The sequence below is a fragment of the Paenibacillus tarimensis genome (assembly GCF_021532315.1).
GTDB classification, from domain to species: Bacteria; Bacillota; Bacilli; order Paenibacillales; family Paenibacillaceae; genus Paenibacillus_I; species Paenibacillus_I tarimensis.
Map to the genome: position 1 here is coordinate 159,507 of NZ_JAKGAO010000006.1, position 23,750 is coordinate 183,256.

27 protein-coding genes and 1 tRNA gene are annotated in these 23,750 nt (G+C 49.6%); 22 read left to right on the forward strand and 6 right to left on the reverse strand.

The genetic code is table 11. The annotated features are described in order from the left end of the window. Positions 1-9 precede the first annotated feature (9 nt). On the forward strand, positions 10-609 hold the full coding sequence (coaE, locus tag L1N82_RS05825; RefSeq protein WP_235286438.1) for a dephospho-CoA kinase: 600 nt from the start codon (positions 10-12) through the stop codon (positions 607-609). Further along, positions 606-1,172 carry a lytic transglycosylase domain-containing protein gene (locus L1N82_RS05830; RefSeq protein WP_235286593.1) on the forward strand — a complete coding sequence of 189 codons (567 nt, stop codon included), beginning with the start codon at positions 606-608 and terminating at the stop codon, positions 1,170-1,172. Before coaE ends, L1N82_RS05830 begins: the two co-directional genes overlap by 4 nt. Before the next feature lie 77 nt (positions 1,173-1,249). Here the strand turns inward: L1N82_RS05830 and L1N82_RS05835 are convergent, their stop codons facing one another. Beyond that, positions 1,250-1,468: an alpha/beta-type small acid-soluble spore protein gene (locus L1N82_RS05835; RefSeq protein WP_111146589.1), complete on the reverse strand. Its 219-nt coding sequence runs from the start codon at positions 1,466-1,468 to the stop codon at positions 1,250-1,252. Positions 1,469-1,602: 134 nt separating this feature from the next. Between L1N82_RS05835 and nrdR the strand changes: the two genes are divergently transcribed. The 8 genes from nrdR (at position 1,603) to L1N82_RS05875 (ending at position 9,347) form a co-directional block, all read left to right on the forward strand. Then, on the forward strand, positions 1,603-2,085 hold the full coding sequence (gene nrdR, locus L1N82_RS05840; RefSeq protein ID WP_111146590.1) for a transcriptional regulator NrdR: 483 nt from the start codon (positions 1,603-1,605) through the stop codon (positions 2,083-2,085). A 111-nt stretch (positions 2,086-2,196) separates the two neighbouring features. After that, a tRNA-Ala gene (locus tag L1N82_RS05845) sits at positions 2,197-2,272 on the forward strand. A 167-nt stretch (positions 2,273-2,439) separates the two neighbouring features. Next, on the forward strand, positions 2,440-3,411 hold the full coding sequence (locus L1N82_RS05850) for a tRNA dihydrouridine synthase (RefSeq protein ID WP_235286594.1): 972 nt from the start codon (positions 2,440-2,442) through the stop codon (positions 3,409-3,411). Beyond that, positions 3,411-4,307, forward strand: coding sequence for an AraC family transcriptional regulator (locus tag L1N82_RS05855; protein ID WP_235286439.1), 897 nt, complete (start codon positions 3,411-3,413; stop codon positions 4,305-4,307). The genes L1N82_RS05850 and L1N82_RS05855 overlap by 1 nt, the downstream gene beginning before the upstream one ends. 90 nt (positions 4,308-4,397) lie before the next feature. Continuing rightward, positions 4,398-5,927 (forward strand): nitrilase-related carbon-nitrogen hydrolase, encoded by a 1,530-nt coding sequence (locus tag L1N82_RS23415; RefSeq protein ID WP_235286440.1) that lies wholly within the window; start codon positions 4,398-4,400, stop codon positions 5,925-5,927. A gap of 247 nt (positions 5,928-6,174) precedes the next feature. Further along, a complete protein-coding gene (locus L1N82_RS05865) occupies positions 6,175-7,170 on the forward strand; it encodes a cell wall hydrolase (protein ID WP_235286441.1) in 996 nt (331 codons plus the stop codon). Between the two features lie 208 nt (positions 7,171-7,378). Beyond that, positions 7,379-8,308, forward strand: a complete 930-nt coding sequence (locus tag L1N82_RS05870; protein ID WP_235286442.1) for a glycoside hydrolase family 43 protein — start codon at positions 7,379-7,381, stop codon at positions 8,306-8,308. A 64-nt stretch (positions 8,309-8,372) separates the two neighbouring features. After that, the gene (locus L1N82_RS05875; RefSeq protein WP_235286443.1) at positions 8,373-9,347 is read left to right on the forward strand and encodes a phosphotransferase enzyme family protein; all 975 of its coding nucleotides are present in this window, start codon (positions 8,373-8,375) and stop codon (positions 9,345-9,347) included. A 52-nt stretch (positions 9,348-9,399) separates the two neighbouring features. On the opposite strand, the gene L1N82_RS05880 is transcribed toward L1N82_RS05875, so the two are convergent. Then, positions 9,400-9,939 carry a hypothetical protein gene (locus L1N82_RS05880; RefSeq protein ID WP_235286444.1) on the reverse strand — a complete coding sequence of 180 codons (540 nt, stop codon included), beginning with the start codon at positions 9,937-9,939 and terminating at the stop codon, positions 9,400-9,402. A gap of 41 nt (positions 9,940-9,980) precedes the next feature. Between L1N82_RS05880 and L1N82_RS23420 the strand changes: the two genes are divergently transcribed. After that, complete coding sequence (locus tag L1N82_RS23420; RefSeq protein WP_328284444.1) at positions 9,981-10,091, forward strand: TetR family transcriptional regulator C-terminal domain-containing protein; 111 nt, start codon at positions 9,981-9,983, stop codon at positions 10,089-10,091. Between the two features lie 100 nt (positions 10,092-10,191). Here L1N82_RS23420 and L1N82_RS05885 read toward each other — a convergent pair whose 3' ends face one another. Together L1N82_RS05885 and L1N82_RS23425 are read right to left on the reverse strand one after the other, a co-directional pair. Beyond that, on the reverse strand, positions 10,192-10,404 hold the full coding sequence (locus L1N82_RS05885) for a hypothetical protein (RefSeq protein ID WP_235286445.1): 213 nt from the start codon (positions 10,402-10,404) through the stop codon (positions 10,192-10,194). Positions 10,405-10,616: 212 nt separating this feature from the next. Beyond that, positions 10,617-11,552, reverse strand: coding sequence for a DNA-3-methyladenine glycosylase family protein (locus L1N82_RS23425; protein WP_328284445.1), 936 nt, complete (start codon positions 11,550-11,552; stop codon positions 10,617-10,619). Positions 11,553-11,866: 314 nt separating this feature from the next. Here L1N82_RS23425 and L1N82_RS05895 point away from each other — a divergent pair, with 314 nt between their 5' ends. From L1N82_RS05895 to L1N82_RS05935, 9 genes are all read left to right on the forward strand, one after another. Continuing rightward, the gene (locus L1N82_RS05895; protein WP_235286447.1) at positions 11,867-13,555 is read left to right on the forward strand and encodes a methyl-accepting chemotaxis protein; all 1,689 of its coding nucleotides are present in this window, start codon (positions 11,867-11,869) and stop codon (positions 13,553-13,555) included. 242 nt (positions 13,556-13,797) lie between these two features. Further along, positions 13,798-14,385 (forward strand): metal-dependent hydrolase, encoded by a 588-nt coding sequence (locus L1N82_RS05900; protein WP_235286448.1) that lies wholly within the window; start codon positions 13,798-13,800, stop codon positions 14,383-14,385. A gap of 128 nt (positions 14,386-14,513) precedes the next feature. Beyond that, positions 14,514-16,529 carry an acyltransferase family protein gene (locus L1N82_RS05905; RefSeq protein ID WP_235286449.1) on the forward strand — a complete coding sequence of 672 codons (2,016 nt, stop codon included), beginning with the start codon at positions 14,514-14,516 and terminating at the stop codon, positions 16,527-16,529. A gap of 168 nt (positions 16,530-16,697) precedes the next feature. Then, positions 16,698-17,609 (forward strand): decaprenyl-phosphate phosphoribosyltransferase, encoded by a 912-nt coding sequence (locus L1N82_RS05910; RefSeq protein WP_235286450.1) that lies wholly within the window; start codon positions 16,698-16,700, stop codon positions 17,607-17,609. Between the two features lie 16 nt (positions 17,610-17,625). Next, positions 17,626-18,258, forward strand: coding sequence for an HAD family hydrolase (locus L1N82_RS05915; RefSeq protein WP_235286451.1), 633 nt, complete (start codon positions 17,626-17,628; stop codon positions 18,256-18,258). Then, positions 18,246-18,575: an EamA family transporter gene (locus tag L1N82_RS05920; protein ID WP_235286452.1), complete on the forward strand. Its 330-nt coding sequence runs from the start codon at positions 18,246-18,248 to the stop codon at positions 18,573-18,575. The genes L1N82_RS05915 and L1N82_RS05920 overlap by 13 nt, the downstream gene beginning before the upstream one ends. After that, on the forward strand, positions 18,565-18,882 hold the full coding sequence (locus L1N82_RS05925; RefSeq protein WP_235286453.1) for an EamA family transporter: 318 nt from the start codon (positions 18,565-18,567) through the stop codon (positions 18,880-18,882). The genes L1N82_RS05920 and L1N82_RS05925 overlap by 11 nt, the downstream gene beginning before the upstream one ends. A gap of 35 nt (positions 18,883-18,917) precedes the next feature. Beyond that, positions 18,918-20,234 carry a DUF6080 domain-containing protein gene (locus L1N82_RS05930; RefSeq protein ID WP_235286454.1) on the forward strand — a complete coding sequence of 439 codons (1,317 nt, stop codon included), beginning with the start codon at positions 18,918-18,920 and terminating at the stop codon, positions 20,232-20,234. Positions 20,235-20,331: 97 nt separating this feature from the next. Beyond that, positions 20,332-20,745: a VOC family protein gene (locus L1N82_RS05935; RefSeq protein WP_235286455.1), complete on the forward strand. Its 414-nt coding sequence runs from the start codon at positions 20,332-20,334 to the stop codon at positions 20,743-20,745. A gap of 138 nt (positions 20,746-20,883) precedes the next feature. Here L1N82_RS05935 and L1N82_RS05940 read toward each other — a convergent pair whose 3' ends face one another. Continuing rightward, positions 20,884-21,774, reverse strand: a complete 891-nt coding sequence (locus L1N82_RS05940; RefSeq protein WP_235286456.1) for a LysM peptidoglycan-binding domain-containing protein — start codon at positions 21,772-21,774, stop codon at positions 20,884-20,886. A 129-nt stretch (positions 21,775-21,903) separates the two neighbouring features. Further along, complete coding sequence (locus L1N82_RS05945) at positions 21,904-22,065, reverse strand: hypothetical protein (RefSeq protein ID WP_235286457.1); 162 nt, start codon at positions 22,063-22,065, stop codon at positions 21,904-21,906. A gap of 152 nt (positions 22,066-22,217) precedes the next feature. On the opposite strand from L1N82_RS05945, the gene L1N82_RS05950 reads away from it, so the two are divergent. Together L1N82_RS05950 and L1N82_RS05955 are read left to right on the forward strand one after the other, a co-directional pair. Continuing rightward, entirely contained in the window at positions 22,218-22,673 is a 456-nt protein-coding gene (locus L1N82_RS05950; protein WP_235286458.1) for a MarR family winged helix-turn-helix transcriptional regulator, read from the forward strand. A gap of 126 nt (positions 22,674-22,799) precedes the next feature. After that, positions 22,800-23,750 (forward strand): ring-cleaving dioxygenase, encoded by a 951-nt coding sequence (locus L1N82_RS05955; RefSeq protein ID WP_235286459.1) that lies wholly within the window; start codon positions 22,800-22,802, stop codon positions 23,748-23,750.

Consider the following 23,750-nt stretch of genomic DNA (forward strand, 5'->3'; position numbering starts at 1 on the left):
GTGAAGGCAATGAAGATCGGGTTGACTGGCGGAATCGCCTGCGGCAAAAGCACGGTTGCGGCCATGCTGAAGCAGCGTGGCGCTATGCTTGTCGATGCGGACCAGGTCGCCAGGGAAGTTGTTCTCCCTGGTGAGCCTGCGCTCTCAGAGGTGACCGCTGTGTTTGGACAAGCTGTCATAAATCCGGACGGCTCGTTGAACCGAGCCAAGTTAGGTGAAATCGTTTTTGCGGATAAGGACAAGCTTCGTCAGCTAGAGGGGATCCTGCATCCGGCTATCCGCAAACGTATGTGGACCATTATAGACGCAGCGGAGCAGGATAATCCGGGACGTTTAATCGCAGCTGATATACCCTTGCTGTATGAGACAGGCCAGCAGCATCTTTATGACGGTATTCTCGTGGTGTATATTCCGAGAGAGCTGCAGCTGAAGCGTCTGCTGCAGAGGAACCCTGATTTGGCGGAGGAGCAGGCCAGACAGCGTATTGATGCACAAATGGACATCGGCCAAAAGAAGGAACTGGCAGACTGGGTTATTGACAACAGCGGAACACTGGACCAAACGGAGCAGCAGGTTAATGCGCTTTGGACAGAATGGGGGCTGCGATGAGATGGCTCCTGAAAAAACGTGTCATGCTGCTGCTCTTTATCGGCCTGCTGGTTCTGCTGTTCGTCAATTCCAGCTGGATGGGCAGGGTACTGTATCCTATTTATTATAAGAGCGACATAACGGCAAGTGCCCAAAATTATGGCGTTGATCCTTACTTGGTAGCAGCCATTATACGAGCAGAATCCAATTATAAGACTGGCAAGGAATCGAAGAAGGGCGCACTTGGCATTATGCAGATTATGCCCGATACCGCTAAGTGGATTGTGGAGAAGGCTGAGTTTACTGAAGTTTCTATGGAGGAGCTGCGCGATAGGGCAGACATTGGAATTGAGCTTGGCACCTGGTACCTGCGCTCTCTGCATGAACAATTTGAGAATAATTCTGTAGCAGTTGTTGCCGCTTATAACGCAGGACCGGGCAATGTCCGGAGCTGGCTGCGTGAAGGAGTTTGGGACGGCACTCATGAGTCAAGCAGCCAGATTCCATTCGGCGAGACAAGACACTATGTACAGAAGGTTATTTATTATTATAATAAGTACAAGGAGCTTTATCCTGTACTTTAGATGCTCTTAGAAAAAGCCTCAGCGCAGCCGTCCGTGCGGGACGGCATGCGCCGAAGCTTTCCTGTATTAAGCCTGAATTATTTAAATTGACCAGCCAGCGATTGCTCGGCGATTTGGACCAGCTTACGTGTGATGTAACCCCCGAGGGAACCTGCATCACGTGTAGCCATGTTACCGTAGTAACCGTCTTGCGGGATCGAAATACCCAGCTCTTGAGCGACCTCAAATTTCATTTGGTCCAGAGCAGCTGTAGCTTGCGGTACTACCAACTGGTTGCTGTTACGGTTAGATGCCATTGCGTTTCACCTCCTTGCGGTTGGTAACTGTATTATGTGCGTATTTCCGAATCTCATTACACTAAATTTAAGGGCAATTGTTACCATGCGCCCGTAAAACCTTACCGGATACCAAGATGGAGGCTCTGTAAACCATGAAATGCCCCTACTGTGATTACGCCGGCACGAAGGTTCTTGATTCAAGACCGGCTAACGAGAATAAGTCAATACGAAGAAGACGAGAATGTGAACAGTGCAGCAGACGCTTTACCACCTTTGAGATGGTTGAGGAAACACCATTGATCATTATTAAGAAGGACGGGAGCCGGGAGGAATTCAGCCGTGACAAGATTCTTCGCGGGCTGATCCGTGCATGCGAGAAGCGCCCTGTATCCATTGAACAGCTTGAGGTTATTGTGTCCGAAGTTGAGAAGGAGCTCCGCACGACAGCTCAAGCAGAAGTCGAAAGCCGCGATATCGGCGAGATTGTTATGGAGCAGCTGTACCCGGTGGATGAAGTGGCGTATGTGCGGTTTGCAAGCGTATACCGCCAATTCAAAGATATCAATATGTTCATGAAAGAGCTCAACAATTTGCTGTCCAAGCATACCTTCCCAGGCGGTGAAAATAACAGTTGACACGTTTATAACAAACGTGCTATTATCTATCTTGTCGTCACGTTGAATAGCCTGCTATTGCAGTCCAGAAGAGATGACGGCAGTATATTTTCCTTCTATTGAGGGAAATTCGGGGCCTTAGCTCAGCTGGGAGAGCGCATCGCTGGCAGCGATGAGGTCAGGGGTTCGATCCCCCTAGGCTCCACCATAACTTAGAACCCGCAAACCCTTGAATATCAAGGGTTTTTTGTATTTTTACTTCGGTATGGTTGCTTTCACAATATTACTGCTTAAACGGATATTACACTTACAGAGCGTATTTTACTTATTCCCGGGACAACGATTGTTCTGGCAGGTATAGAGGAGTTTTAAATGATGATAGAAAACTTTTGGCGTGATTTGCCGCGCCCTTTTTTTGTACTGGCACCCATGGAAGATGTGACGGATGTTGTTTTTCGCCATGTCGTAAGCGAGGCAGGCAGACCGGATGTGTTTTTTACGGAGTTTGCGAATACGGAGAGTTATTGTCATCCGGAGGGGAACAAAAGTGTGCGTGGGCGCTTGACTTTTACCCCAGATGAACAGCCTATTGTCGCACATATCTGGGGAGATAAGCCGGAATTTTTCCGGGAAATGAGCATCGGTATGGCGAAAGAAGGGTTCAAAGGCATCGATATTAATATGGGTTGTCCCGTGGCGAATGTAGCAGAGAATGGGAAGGGCAGCGGACTGATCTGCCGTCCTGATACCGCAGCGGATATCATCCAGGCCGCCAAAGCCGGGGGACTGCCTGTCAGCGTAAAAACAAGGCTCGGTTTTAGCGAAGTAAACGAATGGCGTGAGTGGTTAACCCATATTTTAAAGCAAGACATCGTAAATTTGTCCATCCATCTGCGAACACGAGAGGAAATGAGCAAGGTAAAAGCACATTGGGAACTGATCCCGGAGATCAAAAATCTACGTGATGAGGTGGCGCCCGATACGCTTCTGACCATTAACGGGGATATTCCTGACCGTCAGACCGGCTTGCAGCTTGCTGAGCAGTACGGTGTAGACGGTGTTATGATCGGGCGTGGTATTTTTCAAAATCCATTTGCTTTTGAAAAAGTGCCGAAGGAACACAGCAGTGCGGAATTACTTGATTTGCTGCGGTTGCATTTGGATCTCCATGATGAATACGCAGCAGTGGTACCACGCTCGTTTAGCGCTCTTACCCGCTTTTTCAAAATCTATGTCCGTGGGTTTCGTGGGGCAAGCGAACTCAGAAACAGCTTGATGAACGCCAAATCAACAAGCGAAGCACGTGCATTGCTTTGTGCGTTTGGAAGCAAGGAGCAGGCTTGGTGATGGATTATCTGAAAGCTATCCAACGATTCGCCGATGAAGTGGAGGACCAATTAGAAAGCTCAATCCATATTGATAGGTTGATTGAATTAACGTATGTTTCTAAGTTCCACTTTTATCGATTGTTTAAGGCCGTGGTCGGCATATCGGTTTACGATTATATACGTAAGAGGAAGCTGATCCGAGCTGCTGATGATTTGCGAAAGACTCAGCATAGCGTACTAGACATTGCGATTAAGTATGGTTTTGGCTCGCAAGAGGTTTTTAGCCGCAACTTCAAAAAGTTATATCATACTTCTCCAGCCAAATATCGTTCATGCTATACGGGCGAAGACCGTTTGGCGGAGGATACTGTTTCGAAGCTCGACATCGAGTCCATCTGGCTGGAAATCAGAGCAAAGCATGGCAATGTGATCGTTTCAGACTTCTTTGAAAAGATCGAGGGGCTGAAGTTGATAGGGATCGAAAGGCCGTCTTGTGATGAGAACATAAAAACAATTGATCCCTTTGTCCACGTATTCCTTCAACAGGCGGAGCAGATTCCTAATCGAAAATCGGATCATCTATATCGTCTCTGCTATGATATTACCTTTGTTGGTGAAACAGCCCATTTTAAGGAAATGGTAGCAGTTGAGGTAGAGGAGCTGGTAAACGTCCCGTCAGGTATGAAGCCTTTTGTGGTAGACGGACTCAATATGATCAAATTTGTTCATATAGGCAAACTGTTTTCCGAACAAAAAGACGATATTCTCTCGACCTACCATTTTCTATACCAATACAGGATTCCCGCTTCCAATGCAATATTGACCAGTGAATTGTTGCTTGAGAAATACGAGCCCACATTTGTTAGCCCATATGCTGATGATGCAAAAGTGGAAATCTACCTTTCAGTTGAATAGCGATTGCTGTAGAAGAGAGCAATAAACGTCAATATTTACGTGAGACTCTCTGCTACAGTTAATGCAATCGAACGAAAGGAAGTGGGTCATGTGCGGTTCAGACCTAATCTCTGGTTATTAGCTCTTGCTTGTTTATTCTATGTGGTACCTATTACATCGGGGCTCTATGCGGTAACGGCATGGGTTGCCCCTGCACTGCTGTTGATCTACATATATAATGAGAAGGTGAAACTAGCCTTCCCCCTTGCAACGGTATGCCTTAGTTGTGTAATAATCATAGCCTACCAGGATGTTATTCCTGGTGGGTGGGGGGCCGTTTCCATTACAGTAGTGACTTCTACGATTATGCTGATCGCGCTGCTTGTTGTTAACAAATGGGTGGTTGCCCGAACGGGGAAGGTTACATCCGTCTTGTTTCTCCCAATGCTGCTGACGTCATTTGAATATTTCACAAGCTACGGGAACGTATTCGGGACATTCAATTCTTCCGCCTACAGTCAACTGGAAATAGGACCCGTTGCTGCGTTAGCTTCCATGTTTGGCATTTGGGGGATTGTGTTTATTCAATATTTGGCCGCCTCTTTACTGGCATATGTATTCAAGTCTGGTACCGATGCTAGGCAAAATAAGCGGATCATTATAAGTGCTCTAACCTTGATAATCGTGCTTGTTGGATTAGGTGCCGTGATAAATTCTGAGCGGGATCAATCTTTAACGATTAAGGTGGCAGGAATTACCCCGGATCGTATCTTATGGGACGAGACGATAGAGACATTGTTTGAGAAGTGGGAAACAACAGGACTTCATGATCAGCGCAGTGGCGATGCTTCATTCACTGAACAGATTCAGCGGCTCAATGAAGGTATGATCAATAGGACAAAGCAAGAGCTCGAGTCAGGGAGCCGATTGATCGGCTGGTCGGAGGGTGCTGCTATTGTAATGGAACACGAGGAAGATGGTTTTTTGCAGCGTTTGCAGTCCCTCTCCGAGACCTATGAAGCAGTTCTGGTCGCAGGATATGTGAGGGTCAATGAACAAGCTGGATCGAAGATGGATAACCATTTAGTTATCATTGATGCAGATGGCACGATTAAATCACGATATTCCAAATTTTCGCTGGTGCCCGGAGAAGAGCGCTATTTCAATAAAGGCCTGGAGAAAGTACCGGTTGTGGACACTGCTGCAGGGAGAATTGCGGCGGCCATTTGTTTCGATGCGGATTTCCCGGATCGAGTACGGGAAGCAGGATTAGAGAATCCGGATATTCTAGTTCTCCCCTCAAGCGACTGGAAAGGAATTACACCGTATCATACGGAAATGAGCGCTTTTCGGGCAATCGAAAATCGGATGTCGGTTCTGCGTGTCACCCATGCCGGGATGAGTGCGGTATTTGATTCGCAGGGCAGCCTGGTTGCCGGCATAAGCGATTGGGAAAGCGAGCATGGTTCTATTCTCTCCACTGAACTTCCGCTGCCTCTGCCTGAGAGACAAGACACGGTGTACAAGATGATTGGAGATGTATTACCTTTACTGTTCGGAATTGTTGTTATAATAATTCTAGTCATTGCCGTTTACAGAGCAATCGGCAGCAGATTACGGCGGGTACGAACTTTATCATAGATCAAGGGACAGATCGCGCTGCCGGCCAAAAGTATTTCGTGAACATTAAATGTTTCTTATAATTCATACTTCCTTATAAAAACAGTCGAAACCGGCTGTTTTTATATGGTTAACTAGACGAAATAACGGCATGTCTCTAATAATTCTGTGAAAATGTTAATCTAACAGGTCAAATTTACTATGTTATAATGGCCCGGTAAGAAAAAGTTAGTTATTTAGATCCACTTGCTGAACTGGGAGGTAATTTATGAACAGAGTAAGCAAGCCGGGCCGCAGGTTCATTACCGGCATAATATTAGGGTTAATGCTCGCTTGCATGGGACCTTTCTTCCTTCTGGCGACGGAAACCGCTGCCGCAGCGGATGATGTAACAATTAAGGTGAACGGGAATACGGTTAAACTGGACGATCCCGCCTTCGTGTCCCAAGGCAGATTATATGTACCAGCGGCACAAATAGCCCAGAAGCTCGGTGCGACCTCGAGCTGGGATAAGGAACAAGAAGAGATCATCATACATACGGCATTCAATGATAAGGCAGTTCTTGGCAACGGAGTTCCAGTCGTATATTTCAATGGAGCACGTTACGTGATGGATGCGTTTCCAATGTTCAAGGACGGAAGGCTCTACATGCCGCTTATCCATCTTGCAGAGCTCCTGCACGCCGAAATGACAGTGAAATCAGAGGGCGATCTGATTGAGTTGAAGCAGGTGGACCGAGCCGTGGTGGCCGATAAATACGGCCTTACCGAGATTAGTAAGGAAGCGGGTATTAGCAAGGCTGAGCTGCTGAAGCGCAATGGGCTTGATAGCAAGTCAACCATTAAGCCAGGTGCCAAGCTTAAGATATTAGTTCCCTCATTCATCGGCAATCCGGCCGATCCGTATACCGAAGCTGAGCTTACACTGCTGGCGAAGATCACGATGGTGGAAGCAGGTTATGAGAGCTATGAAGGCCAGCTGGCTATAGCGAACGTGATTTTGAACCGGGTGAAGGATTCAAGATTCCCGGGTACCATACGTGATGTGATTTATTCCGGCCGCCAGTTCCCGCCAGCCCATAACGGATTGCTCGATAAGAGTAAGCCTCATGCAACGGCCCTGCGGGCAGCCAAGGATGCTTTGAACGGAAAGAATAACGTCAAGAATGCGGTATACTTCTTTAATCCTAAGTTTTCCAAAGGTTCCTTCTGGTCCAGCATGGATGTCATTATAACGATTGGCCATCATAGCTTTGCAAAGTAAAAGTAAGTAAGACCGATACGGCTCGGTAAGGGCTGTGTCGGTTTTTTTATGCATCGCGGCTCATGCGGCTGCTGGTTTCATACCGCTCCGCAGTAATCTCTACTTAGGCTAGAGAAGCAAAGATTGTGCTGAACCCTTATAGGCAGTATCATTATTACAGCGTTACCAAATGAGCCAGGATTTATCGGGCTAATAAGGAGCGAGGTATATGCAAGCGTATTTATTTGTGCATTTTAAAGAGAAGACGACGCCGGATGGCGAGCAGGTGTATTTTGCGCTGAGCACGGACGGATTTAACTGGGAGCAGGTTAATGGAGGCCAGCCGGTTCTTTGGAGCGAGAAAGGCGAGAAGGGCGTACGGGATCACACGATTGTGCGGACGAAGGAGGGCAAGTTCTACATCATCGCCACGGATCTCAGTCTTGCCAACTGCTTCAACACCAAATACAAGGGAGACTGGGCGAACATCGGCAGGGAGGGAAGCAAATGCCTGTCTATGTGGGAGTCGGATGACTTGGTGAATTGGTCGGAGCAGCGGCTGATACAGCTCGGAGATGAGGATTTCGGCTGTCTGTGGGCGCCGGATGTCATCTATGACAAGAAGAACGAAGATTACGTAATTCACTGGTCTTCGTCCCATGCCTCTAATAACTATGGGAATAAGGCGATCTACTACACACGGACCAAGGATTTCAAGAGCTTTACGACCCCGCAGATGCTGTGCAGGAAGGATGACAGCGGGATTATTGACTCTGCTATTTACGAGGAGAACGGCACGTTCTACCGTTTCCTGAAGAGTGAGAAAAATCCCGAGGGTATTATTCTGCAGAAGGGAAAAACACTCACCGGCGAGTATGCAAGAATAGAAGCCTTTGATGAGGAAATGGCCAAGCTCGGCCACCCTGCGTATGAGGCCCCTACGGCCTTTAAGCTGAGCGATGGCAGATGGTGCCTCATGCTGGACTTCTTCGGTGTGGTCGGTGAAGGGCAGGGTTATGTTCCGTTTATAGCGGAGGACATTGATTCGGGCCGTTTTATCCGCTCGGATGCCAGCTTTACCTTCCCTTACCGCTTCAAGCACGGTACGGTCCTTCCAATCACAATGGACGAGTACCATAGAATTAAGAGCTGGAAATAATTTATAGCGGCAGCCGGCATGTAACAGGATCATCAGGCATTGCGCAGGAAGCAGGATACTATAGATGAAGCTGAACGTTCATTACTCCACCTTTGGCACACAGGCAATCCAAGAATTTATACAATCTAACTATAAGATCGGGACTGTAACTCGCTGTCACTATCTTCTAAGAGGCATGAACGACACCTATCTGATTGAAACCGGGCAGGAGCCTTACATATTTCGGGTGTACAGGAGCGGCTGGCGCAGTGAATATGACACGGTAGCATTCGAGATCGAATTGTTAAATCATTTGCACAAGACAGGGATTCATGTTTCGCTGCCCGTTGAAGCCGCAAACAAGGACTACATTCATGAGCTGGAAGCGCCTGAAGGGCCCCGCTTTGGTGTATTGTTCACGTGGGCGAAAGGCGCAGCGGTGGATATGGAGACCGAGGAAATGTGCCGCAGATTTGGCAGAGAAGCCGCAGACTTACACAACCGGACGACAGACTTTCACCCTTGTAACCGGCGGCCGGAGCTTGACGTGAATTATCTGATTCAAGAGCCTCTTAAGCTGATTCGTAAGCATATGCAGGACCGGCCGTCAGATCTGAGCAGGATGGAGAGAATCGCAAGCACGCTGAGAAACAGCGTGGAGGAATTCAGCGGCTTGGACTGGGGAATATGCCACGGTGATCTGCATGGTTCGAATGCTCATATCGACCAGGATGAAGTGACATATTTTGATTTTGACCTGTGCGGATATGGCTGGAGGGCTTATGAGCTGGCTGTTTTCCGGTTCACGCTGGAGCTTCAGTATGACGGCAACGAGCAGGTAGAGCGGAGGTGGCAGGCTTTTCTTGATGGCTACCGGTCGCTGCGGACATTAAATGCGTGCGACGTCGCGGCCGTACCCGCGTTTGTCGGCATAAGACGGCTGTGGCTGATGAGCTTAAGCCTGGGACATTTCCGTGATCTGGACCTAACCGGTCCGGCTGGTACGGAGGAGAAGTATTATGAGGAAGAACTGAAGGGCTTTGAGAAGCTTGGCCTTTGACTAGAACCGGTGAAATCGAGATAAACGCAGCCAGCTCGGCTGCGTTTATTCGTTAGGCCTTGGCCTGCCGAGGCCAAACAAAGTATGTAATGGTAATAATGAGATCAATGCCGAGCACGACCGTCCAAATACGCCATACGTTCACAAGTGCCTCTGTCCGTTCGGGAGCCTGAATGGTGAAGATCAGCAAGGCGAGCAGTCCGGCGCCGATCAGATAAGCGAGAACATGCCGGATCCAGCCCTTCAAGTAATGGCGCGCATAGTCCATTCCATACCTCTTGGCGGGGAGGGGGCCTTCTTTCAGAACGTGATGCTTGAACTGGACGTCAGCCCAGTGTATCATGCTTTTGCCATATGCAATGGACACCCCAATATAAACAGCGGCCACGGCATGAGCTGTAGTAGCAACAGCTCCCCGGTACAAATCCATCCCTGTAATCATGAGCAGAATCAGATCGATGACAGGCGTCAAGTAAAGCAGGAACAGGCCAATCTTATGAAGCTTGAATACGTAACGGGCGAGCAAGCCCGACATAATGACGACCCAGAAGGCGATCTCACAAGCCACGATAATCCAGGCAATGAAGCTCAAACCAGACACCTCTTCCTTTTTGATACAACTGTATTATAAAGATCTTAGCAAGTCTATATGGATTGGTTGACGGCATCGCACTTCATGCCATGATGGAGCCTCAGCGGCTGAAACGGGAGCAGATTGTTGACGTTCTTACCCGCCATATTTAGTCAATCTGTACAGAGGCGTAACGAAGAAGCCGACCCAAGGGGGCCGGCTTGTTTGGCGTTGAAAGCTGCAGCAGACATATCGTAATCCGCTCTGTTCTTGTTACAGCTGCTTGGTTACGAGCTTAACCAGTCTCTTAATTCCTTCCGTACCCAGCATGCTTCCGATCGAGGCAATCCATACATTGGAGGACAGCATTTTGACAGCCAGGTAGATCCCCGTTCCGGCAGCCAAGTCGACAATGAGGAAGTTACGGATCGAGGACGCTTTTATGGTATAGATAACGATAACGTTTTGGTTATATTTATTCAGCATAGCCTCACCTTTTTTCTATAAACGTATGAAGAGGCAGGGTTGTCATATGACGTATCCGAAACGTTCGGGTCCCTAAACTGTGAACGTATCCGGTTTATTGCGTATGGTCTATACTAGGAGCTTGCAAATAACCGTCCGGACGAAGCTGTCCGGACGGTTATTTGCATGGGAAAGGTGTAAGAATATGCCTGCGGTCGACCTCAGCGGTTTGTCTAGTATAGGGTGCGCCACAGGTAGAAGGTTGCGTAGGATTCCCAGCCCTTCCACGGCTCGGCAAGCTTCAGAACCTCCTGCCGGGTCGGCTTGCGGTCCATTCCGGTCAGCAGCTTGATGGCATTGTGAAGACCGACATCATCTGCCGGGAAGGCTGTTGGCATCTTCAGACAGCGCATCAGCACATAGTTGGCTGTCCACGGACCGATTCCGCGAATGCTTACCAGTATGGCCTCCGCCTTCTTGAGATCGCCGGTATCCTGTAGCAGCTCTCTCGTGAGCTTGCCCTGTGCAAGCATACGGGCGGTATCGATCAGGTATTCGGATTTTCTCTCCGACATCCCAAGCCCCTTCAGACCAGGAACGCTCAAAGCGGCAATTGTTTCCGGGGCGGGAAATACCCAGTATTGCTCACCCTCAGCGGCAGCAGACCGGCCATACCGTTCTACGATACGCCGTTTAAGAGTATGCGCATAGGAGAGATTAATCTGCTGCCCGATAATTCCCCAGCATAGTGCTTCAAAAAGGTCAGGTATTCCTGCCAGGCGCAGACCGCTGTAGGTATCGATTGTCTGCTTCAGCAGCGTATCCTGGCCCGCCATGGCATAGAAGGGCGCAAGATCGGTATCCAGATCAAACCACTCGGTAACATAGCGGATGATTTCTGGCATAACTTCCGGTTGGGGCGTGACTGCTGTCTCCTGAAGGATACGAAGCTTGAGAGCTTCAGGTCCCGCTTCGCTAATCTCTACCACATAAATACCCTGACCGGCTGGTATGGCCTTATAGATACGGTCATCCGCGACCCGGTACAGGCATTCCCGGCTGGCATTGGCAAGCGCGTTCTTTATCTGGGTAAAGCTGAACATGCGGGGCGTCTTCAGTAACGCTTCATACGCAGTTTGCTCCATATTATCCCTCTTCCAAATGTAGATACCAACGCATCATAATGCGGTTGGACAGATGCCTTTTCTATAAAGATACTGTTTCTTCAAGCTCAACGATTATGGGGACATAATGTATTTTAACACACCGCTGGGAATCCGTACCAGTTATTAGCAGGCGGGAGCAGACAGGCTCTTGCCTGTCTTTCAGCCAACATTCAGTCGTTACTTAGGAAGGCTTCATAATTACAGCTTATAGTAGGGGTATCGAGCAGAGCGGCGGGACGGACCGCGTAACACAATAATCCAATACATAAGGTGTGGTTACAGTGATGAAGGGTAAGAAGCAAGCAATTAAGTTTTCGGTGGGAACGAAATTACGAATAGGCTTTTTCATCATGCTGATGCTGATTGGCACAGTTGGGGCTGCCTCTAATACAAGTATGAAAAATATGCAGCAGCAGGCGGAAACAATTGAATCGGTTTACCTGCCGGCCATGAAAATTCTTGCGGATACAAGAGTGGATTTAATGCTGATTCAGCAGCTTGGGCTGGAAGTGGCTCTGGCCTCAGATGGAGCCGAAATAGAGGAACTGGAAACTGCAATTCAACAAGCGATTGAAGATATGCAGGCACTGGATGAAGCTTTCTATACAATAGCGGGCGAAGGGGAACAAAAGGCGCTGTATATGGAGTTTGACAGCTACCGGCAGCAGGTTGCTGCTATCTTCCCTTCCTTGCTTGAAGCGGGCAAGCAGGGGGAGCTGGAAGCAGCAGGTGCCGCGGTAAAAGCGATGCAGGAGCCATACAGTGGAGCACTGGGGAAGCTGGAGCAGCTGATTGAGCTGAATGAGCAAGAGGGGGAGAAAGCAGCGGATGCTTCTGTTGAAGCTTCCGGTAAGGGACAGGATATCGTTAACCTGGTCACTCTGCTGGGAATTGTGTCAGGCGGAGTGATATCCTGGGCCATCGCCCGGATGATAGCTGGACCCTTGGCATCTATGGCTGCAGCGGCAGCTCAAATATCGGCCGGCGATTTGACGGGGGACGCCATTCAGGTGAAGAACCGTGATGAGATCGGCGAGCTGGCAGGTTCTTTTAACACAATGGCACGAAATTTACGAGGATTGATTAGAGAAGTGTGGATGGGTACGGAGCTGGTTGCCGCTTCTTCTCAAGAGCTGAATGCGGGCACGGAGCAGACACGCGATGCTGCGGATCAGATTATGAGAATTATGGATGCTGTGGCCGAGGGCGCACTCCAGCAAACAGAACGTATAGCGGAGAGTGTATCGGCATTTGAAGAGCTTTCCCAGGGAGCAAGGCATATTGCTGAGAATGCAGAACGAGTGTCCCAGGCAGCTGCCTTCGCAACCGAGTATGCAGAGGACGGAAACCGTACAGTAGTCATGTCAATTCGGCAGATGCAGGCGATTAACGATACCGTAACAGGGCTGGCTGAAGCTGTGCAGCGGCTGGACGGCCGTTCACTGGAGATTGGTCTAATCGTTGAAGCTATATCGAAAATCGCCGCCCAAACCAACCTGCTTGCCCTTAATGCATCCATTGAAGCGGCAAGAGTGGGGGAGCAGGGCAAGGGATTTGCCGTGGTTGCGCATGAGGTGCGCCAGCTTGCGGAGCAGTCGAAGGAATCTGCCGGGCAGATTGCAGAGCTCGTCCAGGCCATCCGGCAGGAGACTACGAGGACAGTCAGCCTGATGAATGCAGGTACGAAGGAGGTTGATGAAGGCATTCTCGCGGTGAACGCGGCAGGTGCAGCCTTCGAACAGATCCGCTGCTCGATTGATGCGGTTGCCCGGCAGATTCAGGAGGTGACGGCAGCATCCCGGCAGATGTCAGCCAGCACCGAGCAGGCCGCCTCCTCGGTATATGTGATATCTCAAATTACGGATACTGCTTCTGCAGGCACACAGCAGGTGGCGACCGCTTTGGAAGAACAGCTGGCTTCCATGGATGAGATGAACCAGGCCGCTGCTCTGCTGTCGGCTAAGTCGGGAGAACTGCAGCATCTGATTGGAAAATTCTCGGTTTAATCGTTATGTAATGCAGGCCGCTCACCAGTTGGTGGCGGCTTTTTTTGATGTGCGTAATAAGCAGCCAAACAGCCTATTGCAAAAACTAATATCATTAGTTATGATAAAACTAATACAGTTAGTTTTTGGGGGGAGGATTGAAGGAAGTATGAAATTTCTTCTGTTCGTGCTGCTGCTGTCGGTTGTAGGAGGCGTTCTGGATGCCAGAATAACAGATCATAACAGAAAGGGAGTGAGGTAGTATGTTTGCGGGACATTTTGGTTTGGCGGCGATCATTAAGGCGAAGCAGCCGCAGGTGCCGCTGTGGGCGCTCATGACCGGCACACAACTGCTTGATATTGCTTTTGTGCCTTTGTTTCTTGCGGGGGTGGAGACAATCGAGACCATTGGTGACGGACACGGGGAGGCATTCATACATGCCGGCTATTCCCATTCACTTGCAAGTGCCTTGCTCTTAAGCATCCTGGCTGGATTGTTATCCTGGCGGAAGTGGGGGAGGAGCAGTGGTCTAGTGATCGGCGGTACGGTATTCAGTCATTGGCTGCTGGATCTGCTTGTCCACCGTCCAGATATTCCAATACTGCCTGGTAACATCGGGGGCTTGCCGCTACTCGGCATAGGTCTTTGGAGATGGCCGGTAATAAGTATAACCGTCGAAGCGCTGCTGGTGCTGATTGGCGTTGTCCTTTACTTCTGGTCTGCTGTCAAACGCAGTGAATCAGACGGTGTTTCCCATACAGCAGGCAAGGGCCGGGCTCTGCTTGCCGGGAGTGTGGTCGGTCTCTTGCTGGTCCTATCCTTGGTTACGGACTTACTGGGGATTAATTGACAGGTCCAGTCTTCTCTCTCCCATACAAAAGATGTTAAGAAACCCTCATTGCGAATAATTTGATAATAAAATATATTCAAAATGAGTAATTTTTAACGAATATTAAGTAGTTGTGGGGGGGCTTGTCGATGGATCTGTATAAGAGGTCTGAGAGGAAATTTCGGACGGAGATTGAAGGCTTGCGTGCTGTAGCTGCTATTCTGGTTGCTGTATACCATATTTGGTTAGGCAACGTATCGGGTGGGGTGGATGTGTTTTTTGTCGTATCAGGTTTCCTGATTACGACTTCACTGCTGTCGAGATGGGAGAAGTACGGTAAAATTGATGCTGCGGGCTTCCTGCTAAATCTCTGTAAACGCTTGTTTCCAGCAGCCTTCACGGTTTTGTTCTTGGTCTCGGCAGCTTGCTTCTTGTGGCTTCCTGAGCTGAGATGGGACCAGACCGTGAAGGAAGTTATGGCTTCGGCATTTTATTTGGAGAACTGGCAGCTGGCTAGAAATTCGGTAGATTACCTGGCGCAAAATAATGAGGCAAGCCCGTTCCAGCATTTCTGGGCTATGTCCGTACAAGGTCAGTTCTATATGATTTGGCCTATTCTGCTTTCGTTATCCCTAATCTTGGCCAAGCGGGTCTTTAAGAAGACAGTCAGATTCTCCTTTCTCGCTGTGCTGCTTGGTGTCTTTGTGATGTCTTTTGCCTATTCGGTTTATCTGACAGCGATAAATCAGCCTTGGGCTTACTTTGATACGTTTACGAGGGTTTGGGAATTCACTCTTGGCGGAATTGTGGCTTTGCTGATTGCCAACATCAAGCTGAACAGAACCTCCAGCCTGCTGTTTGGTTGGCTTGGTTTAGCCGGGCTGGTGAGCTGCGGCATTATTCTGCAGGTTTCTACTGTATTTCCAGGTTACGCGGCCTTATGGCCGACACTAAGTGCGGTATGTATTCTTCTTGCGGGCAACCAGGGTGGTTCTGCTGGGGTTCACCGTTTGCTAAGCTCGAAGCCGCTTGTGGGCTTCGGCAGTATTTCTTATGGATTTTATCTGTGGCATTGGCCGCTGCTCATCTTCTATTATATTCTCTTCGATAAGGAGTCCATTAACTTCCTGCACGGTTTAGTCATCATCGTCGCAGCCTCCGTTCTCTCCTATATAACCACCAGCATGATTGAAAAGCCGATCCGCAACAGCTTACGGCTGAATACGAACTGGAAAATTAGTCTTGTGGCCGCTTCTTTCATGGTTGCGGTGCTTGCCATATCGGCGGTCTGGTATGGTACCATTAAATATTTGCAGTCCGGTGTGCTAACAGCATCGGCTGCAAGTGATGAATATCCGGGAGCAGCTGTTATGGGGGCGGGTGCAGAAGGAATTGGCTCAATTACGACTGTGAGCTATATTCCGAGGCCTATTCAAGCCAGGAAGGATTTGCCTAAGGTGTATGAAGACAACTGCCATCAGGCGGAGGGGAAAGCTGAAGTACTAAGCTGTACTTACGGAGTTAAGGATAACCCGAGGTTTACAATTGCTCTTGTTGGCGGCTCCCACTCCGCTCAATGGCTCCCTGCTCTTGAAGAAATAGCGGATGAAGAGAAGCTCAAGATCGTAAACTATTCCAAGAGCTCCTGCCGATTCACAGCCGATGACACAGAAAAGGAAGATTGCAGACAATGGAATGAAAGCCTGATTGAAATGTTGACCAAACAGGATATACCCGATCTTGTATTTACGACAGCAAATGTCGGTAAGCACTTAAAAGATGATATTCCAGCTGGCTTCATCAAACAGTGGGGGGTGTTGAAAGACGCCAAGGTGTCCGTATTCGCTGTTAGAGACAACCCTTGGTTTGAATTCGATCCTCCAACATGTGTGGACGAGAACGGACCGAACGCCAGCGAGTGTATGGTGAAACGCGAGCTTCTGCTTCCTGAGCCAAGTGCATGGAGCCGTCTGGAAAATCCGCCCGCAAACGTCCATTATGCTGACTTTAGCGACTATTTTTGTGATGAGGAACACTGTGGCCCTGTAATCGGCAATGTGCTCGTGTACCGCGACAAGCATCATATTACAGGTACGTACATGAAAACACTGGCACCTATACTGCGTGAACATTTAATGCCTGTATTGGAGCAAATAGAATCATGAATGGGAGCCCCGGATGATCCGGGGCTTTTTTTGGTTTGTCCGGATAACCGTGTTACAGGAATGGCTGAATGATCTAGCATCGATTTGGAATTGACTGGTATACATAACTGGTGATAAGCCCAAGATTGTTATTATTACATATCGGTAAGGCGCTGGGAGGATTAACAATTGCAATCGGCAAAAACGGGTGTGGGCAGTGAGCTTCAGGTGCAGGGGAATCTTGCTGGATTATTGTGGAGGCAGCTTCGCCCCAAGCAGTGGACCAAGAATCTGCTTGTATTCGCTGCGCCGCTGTTCTCATTCGATGTGCTTAATACGAGACTCCTTATGCTGTCTGCAGCCGGATACATCCTTCTGTGTCTGGTATCCAGCTGTGTCTACATTCTGAACGACTTTGCGGATCGTGAGGCAGACAAGCTGCATCCGCAGAAGAAGCACCGGCCGATGGCTTCCGGGCAGCTCAATCCCTACTTGGCCTTGGCCTTCGGGGGAGTGCTGCTGGTATCCTCATTAGCAGCTTCCATTCTTATTAACCCCTTATTCACGCTGCTGCTGGCTGTCTATTTCACCTTGAATGTCATGTATTCATTCCATCTGAAGCATGTTGTGCTGGTGGATATTATGGTCATTGCCTCCGGCTTCGTTCTGCGAGCGATAGCTGGCGGACTGATTATTGCTGTTCCCTTCACGCCATGGTTCCTGCTCTGCACGCTGCTGCTCTCCTTGTTCCTGGCCATCGGCAAACGCCGCAACGAGCTGCTGCTTAATGAACAGGACAAGACTGCCCACCGGCGGGTTCTGGAGCAGTACTCCTTTCCGCTGCTTGACCAGCTGAGCAGCATCGTCACGACAGCGACCATTCTGAGTTATTCGTTATTTACGTTTACCTCGGGCAGGACGGTCCATCTGATGTGGACAATTCCTCTGGTCATTTACGGTGTGTTCCGATACCTCTATCTGATTCATGTGAAGATGAAGGGCGGAGCGCCGGACCGCGAGCTGTTTGAGGACAAGCCGATCCTAATAACGGTATGCTTATACGTGCTGATGGTAATTGTGATACTGGCCTATTTTGAATAATGCAGGGTGGAGAATGATGGAGAAAGTTAAGATAGCACTCTTCGATATCGATAAAACGGTAATACGACATGACTCGATGTTTCAATTTGTAAAATACAGCGTGCGGGCCAAGCCTTGGACTGCGTACCGGCTGCTGAACATTGCGGCATACACCTGCTTGTATAAGCTGAAGCTGATGCCGCTCCAGAAGGCTAAGAGCGCTTATTTCTATGCGATTAGTCACTTCCGTGAAGAGGATCTGGAACACTTCTACGATACGGAGCTTGCACCGGGCATCTATCCGGAAGCGCTGGCTGAGATGGAGGCGCTTAAGCGGCAGGGATATCGTATTCTGCTTATTACCGCATCTCCTTATGCTTATATGAAGTACTTCAGCAAGCTTCCTGCAGTCGATGATGTAATAGGGACGAACCTGTGCAGGGTTAACGGCCGTTACACCAGCCGGATCGATGGCCTGAACTGCAAGGGAGAGGAGAAGGTGGCAAGATTACAGTCGTATCTGGAGGACAACAGGCTTGTCATTGACTATGAGCATTCGCGGGCTTATTCGGATTCGCTGACGGATTTGCCGATGTTCCAGCTTGTAAAATCCCGTTACCTGATCAACAGAAGCCACCCTGGACTGGAGCAGCTGACATGGAAAATGTAACAAGCGGCCTCATCGGCAAAGGATATATGGTCTTTTCGGCATGGCTGTCCGCGACCGGACAGCTTCTGTGGTCGTTCGGTCTGACGAATTACCCCTTGCTCGCCATGGGATTCCTCTGTTACGGACTGGGCGCCCTATTCATGATTAAGTCACTGGCTTTATCCAAGCTGTCTTCAACCTATCCGCTGCTGTCGGTGGGATATGTGATCGCTATAATCTACGGGGCTTATTTCCATGGGGAAGTGTTCACGTGGAATAAGCTGCTCGCCGTCCTGCTGCTCGGAGCCGGGGTGACCTTAACCGCTTATGAACGATAGCCTGAATCTTGTGTTGCTGGCCGTTATGACGCTTCTCGGTTCGCTTGGGGGCGTGAATTTCAAACTATCTTCGGGCAGCCGTCACAGGCTGAAATTCCTGCTGCTTGGCATGCTCTGCTATGGTACAGGTGCCTTAATCAATATTTATTTGCTGAGCAAGCTTGACTATACGGTTGTGTTTCTCGCCAACTCGCTGACATTCGTCTGGGCATTGGTGTTTGCAAGATGGGTGTTTCGGGAGAGGATCGGCTGGGCGAAGCTGGCCGGTGTTGTCTTGATCCTTGCGGGCGTGAGTCTGCTGGTGTAAGTGTACATATCTTTCTGAAAAAAGCGGTGGATAATATGTCTTTTCTCAATGAGCTGTTCAAGAACAAATCCGACAACCGGATTGCAGCGGCATTAATGCTGGCACTTGCCGGCTTTTATTTTGTACTCAATATGCCTTATCTCCTCTATATCGATCAAAACCAGGAGCTGCTGCAGCGGTTAAGCCCCTTCTATGGAGCGCCGTTCAGCCTGAATTTGTTCAACTTCGATCCGTCCCTGTACTATGGATACTCTAATATCTCATTGATTCATCCGTTTCTCAGCTTCGCCAGTGGAACTCTTCGGCTTGCCGCTGAGGCGGGTCCTGGCAACTGGCTGTTTCTCGTGCTGCAGTCTCTCATTAACGGAGCCAGCGCAGCGCTAGTCTACTATTACCTGCGAACCTGGGGAAATGCTGTATGGCTGCCGCTGTCTCTTGCGCTCTTCTATGGCATCAGCTCGTACAGCCTGTACTCTGCTCTGATTCCGGATTCCTATCCGTATGCGCAGTTTATTATTGTGCTCTCTATACTCTATCTGCGGCTGCGCGCTGTACAGCCCGCAGGGGCTGTCCTCCCTTACGCGTTATTAATGGCCGGAAACTTCGCAGTTACTGTAACGAACGCCATACCTTATGCGGCCGCTCTGCTGCTGCGGCTGTACACGACAGCGCGCGGCAGCTGGTTATACCAGCTGATGCGAATCGCTGCTGTGTCGCTTCTTTTCATTGCGGCAGGTACATTGGCGCAGTACGTACTGTTTGACGGTCGCACGTGGCTGAGCGCAGCAGGCAGCAATCTGAGCAGCGGAGGCTTCAGCTATACGGCCCCCTTCAATCTGGAACAGCATTGGCAGGTCATCTATATGCTGGTCATCCATCCTGTGCTGACACCAACACTGACCCTGGCAGATGCGGGAATAGCTGCCTTTGCTACGGATTTATCTTCAGCTGTTCCATGGTACGTTAATCTGATTGGCGGACTTGTGATCGCTTCGGCGGTCTACGGCATACTGCGGGAGAGGCAATTGCGTGAAACATGGATGCTTGCCGGTTATATTGGTTTTGCCATTCTGCTGCATATTGGTGTGGGCTTCGGTCTAGCCACGTTCAAGTACGACTTGTACCTCTATGCCGGTCACTATATATTTGCCTTCTTCCTGCTAGCAGGTACAGCGCTGATGCGGAGATGCCGAAGCAGAGCAACCGGAGTGCCTGTACTCTTGTTAATCTGTCTCCTTATTCTAGTTACGGCAGGACATAACATCCTGTATCACGGGGACAATCTGGAGCAGATCCGCCAGGCTAATCAGCAGATGGCTGTGGGGCCGATATCCCAGCCGGCGGCAAGTTGAGATCCGGAATGCGCAATTTATAAGAAATGTGACGGGCAGGTTTATGATAGGATGAAGTCAGGAAGCAGAACCAAAATCAAGGAAAGGTGGCATAACAATGGCACTGCAGTTAAACATGATCTTTGTGAACTTGCCGGTTAAGAATCTGGAGAGGAGCAAGGCGTTCTTCACGGGATTGGGATTTGCATTTAATGACCAATACACCAATGAACAAGCAGCATGCCTGGTCATAAGCGAGCATATATACGCCATGCTTCTGCTGGATTCGTATTTTGAGACGTTTACGGCCGGAAAGCCGGCTGCTGATGCGTCCAAAACGTCTGAGGTTATGCTGGCTCTGGCAGCTAAGAACAGGGAGCAGGTGGATGAAATTGCTGAGAAGGCAGTGTCGCACGGCGGCAGGGCACTGGGAGAGCCCGTAGACCACGGCTTCATGTACACCCGCAGCTTTGAAGACCCGGATGGGCACCTGTGGGAAATGATGTATATGGATCCCAAGGCGATGGACTGACTATGATCCAGCTTGCACATTAACGGTTCGCTAGCAGCGAAGGGCTGGGGCTCTGAAGGGCTAATGCGGAGAGGTCCGGTGTTACTTTATACAAAAAAAGAACGGAGCAGCCTATAGGGCTGCTTCGTTCTTTTTGATTCACTGCTGCTCCCACCATTTGAGATACGGGAAGGGATCAATAGAGCTCCAGGACGGGCTCGTCTTATAGATGCCGAAATGCAGGTGAGGATCAAACTTTCCTGATGTGCCTTCCGGGCCGTAACCGGTGCTGCCCACGTAGCCGAGCAGCTGTCCTTTTTTAACGGAGACCCCTTTACCAAGACCAGGTGCATATTCACTTAAATGAGCATAATAGAAGGCCGTTGTGGAATCGACGCGAATGGTGACCCGCCAGCCCCCGTATTCATTCCAGCCGTAGTTGATGATTTGGCCGTCGAGTATGCTGTAGATCGGTGTTCCCTGCTTGGCGAAGATATCGACGCCATCGTGCTTGCGCAGCTGTTCGCCCGCTGGTGTCCAGGACCTTCCGTCATTGTAGTTGTTTACGAGAGGCAGCTGGAAGGTTCCTTTGGCTAGGGGGAAAACACCGTCCGCATAGGCAGCGGGTTGAGCCGGCTTTGGCTGCACTACAGGTGCAGGTGCAGGTGCAGGTGTAGATACAGGTGTAGATAATTTTGTATCGGGAATCCAAACGGTAAGGCCGTTCCATACGTTGTTTGGATTGCTGATTTGTGGATTGGCTTTAATGAGCGCATCTAACGTAATCCCGTATTTTTGGCTGATCTGCCACATGGTTTCATCTTGTACGATGTGAGCCGATGGGCCTGGAACTTCAATCACTTGACCGGGATATAAGACATCGGACGTAAGCTGGTTGCGCTGAACCAGGTCCGTAACGGTAGTTTCATATTTAAGCGATATTTTCCAGAGCGAATCCCCAGGCAGGACCGTATAGGAAGCGCCTTGAGCAGTGCCAGCCATCAACAGCAGGCCGGCGGTGACGCCGAGTATTCCTGTTTTAAACTTCACATCATCACTCCTCGATAGGTGTATACCTACTATATCGAGGAAAAGCTGCCCGGTTGTGAGACTCAGATTTTGGAAACGATGCAGCTTGGTTCACCAAAACTGTCTGTGTTCTTCAGCACGAGCAGTTAATTAACGGTTACTAACCGGTAGATCTGCACGCAGCTCCGATGCCTGCTGCGGTGCCCTAATCAAATCATCATTACCCGAAGCATACTGCACGAGAAGATATATGACAGCAGCGAGCGCCGCACAAACACCCAAAATAATAAATACCGCTTTACGTCCGTCCATGATGTCACCTGCTTTCCGGAACATGTATGTAAGCTATTATACATGATAACGTGGGGCCTATGGAATTGATAACCTTGACAAACGGTAATAAATTGATTATCTTAAATTTAAGATATATGCTTTTAAAGCAATGATTGGAGGCCGGTGACGATATGGCAGAGCATCAAGTAGATAGCACGGCTCAATCTCTTAAGCTCTTCGTTGTGTTGTCCAAAGCTTACCGCACCATTATGGATAAGGCAATCAAGGACATGAAACGGCACGGCTTGTCGCCATCCGAGTTCATGATTCTAGAAGTCCTCTACAACAAGGGTCGTACCCCGCTTCAGCAAATCGGGGAGAAGGTACTGGTAACAAGCGGGAGTGTGACGTACAACATCGATAAGCTTGAAGCCAAGGGACTGTTAAAGCGTATTCCATGCGAGAAGGACCGCAGGGTCACATACGCCGAGATAACGGAAGCTGGCAATAAGCTCCTCGACGGAATTTTCCCTGAGCATGCCTCAGCTGTGCACGAAATGATGGGTGCTTTATCGGAGGAAGAAAAGCAGACGGCGGCCGAACTCTTGAAGAAGCTGGGTAAGGGAGCCGAGACGGGCAACTGGTAGAAGGGTCTCTCTACAGCCCCAATATCTTAAATTAAAGATATTTAGCGGGGCTCCGATAAAGTTGGAATCCTAATGTATATGTGTGCCGGCAGGTACGAATGTTTAATTAAGAAGGAGAGGATCAGAATGAAGCTGCAGTCAGCAGGTATTCACCATATCACGGCATTTGCACGCGATCCGCAAGGTAATGTTGATTTTTATGCAGGGGTGCTGGGATTGCGACTGGTAAAGCGGACAATAAACTTTGATGCTCCGGAGGTGTACCACCTTTATTTTGGCAATGAAGGGGGGAGCCCCGGAACGATCATCACCTTCTTCCCATGGCCGGACTCCCGCAGGGGGAGAATTGGCGGCGGGCAGGTTGGCATAACCGCTTATGCTATACCGAAGGGTGCCATGAGCTTCTGGGCAGAGCGTTTGTCCAGACTGGGGATCGAGACGGAACGGCATGAACGATTCGGAGAGGAATCTCTGCAATTCAGCGACAATGAAGGGCTGCGGCTGGAGCTTGTTGAGCGCGAGGGAGGCAGAGCGAGCAACTGGTCGTTTGACGGCATCACCAAGGATACAGCGATTAAAGGATTTGCAGGTGCGGTCCTATATAGTCTAAAGCCAGAAGAAACCATGGGTGCACTGGAGCGTGTTTTCAGCTTCCGCAAGACTGGAGCAGACGGTCAACACGCACGGTTCCAGGCCGCGGGCGATATAGGCAATGTCATCGATGTTCCTCTCACACCCGTACCTGCCGGCAACGGCGGAGCGGGCACTGTTCACCATATTGCCTGGAGAGCCAAGGATCATGAAGAGCATGAGGCTTGGAGACAATCCGTCGAACAGTCCGGCTATGTGCCAACCCCTATTGTAGACCGGCAGTACTTCAATGCGGTGTACTTCCGTGAAGGAGGCGGCATCTTGTTCGAGATTGCTACTGATCCGCCAGGCTTTGCAAGGGATGAAGCGCCTGAGACGCTAGGGGAGAAGCTCATGCTCCCGGAATGGTTTGAGCCGCACCGTGAGGCCATTGAAGCTAACCTTCAACCAATAGAAGTCCGCAGACCGCAGGAGGTGAAACGTTAA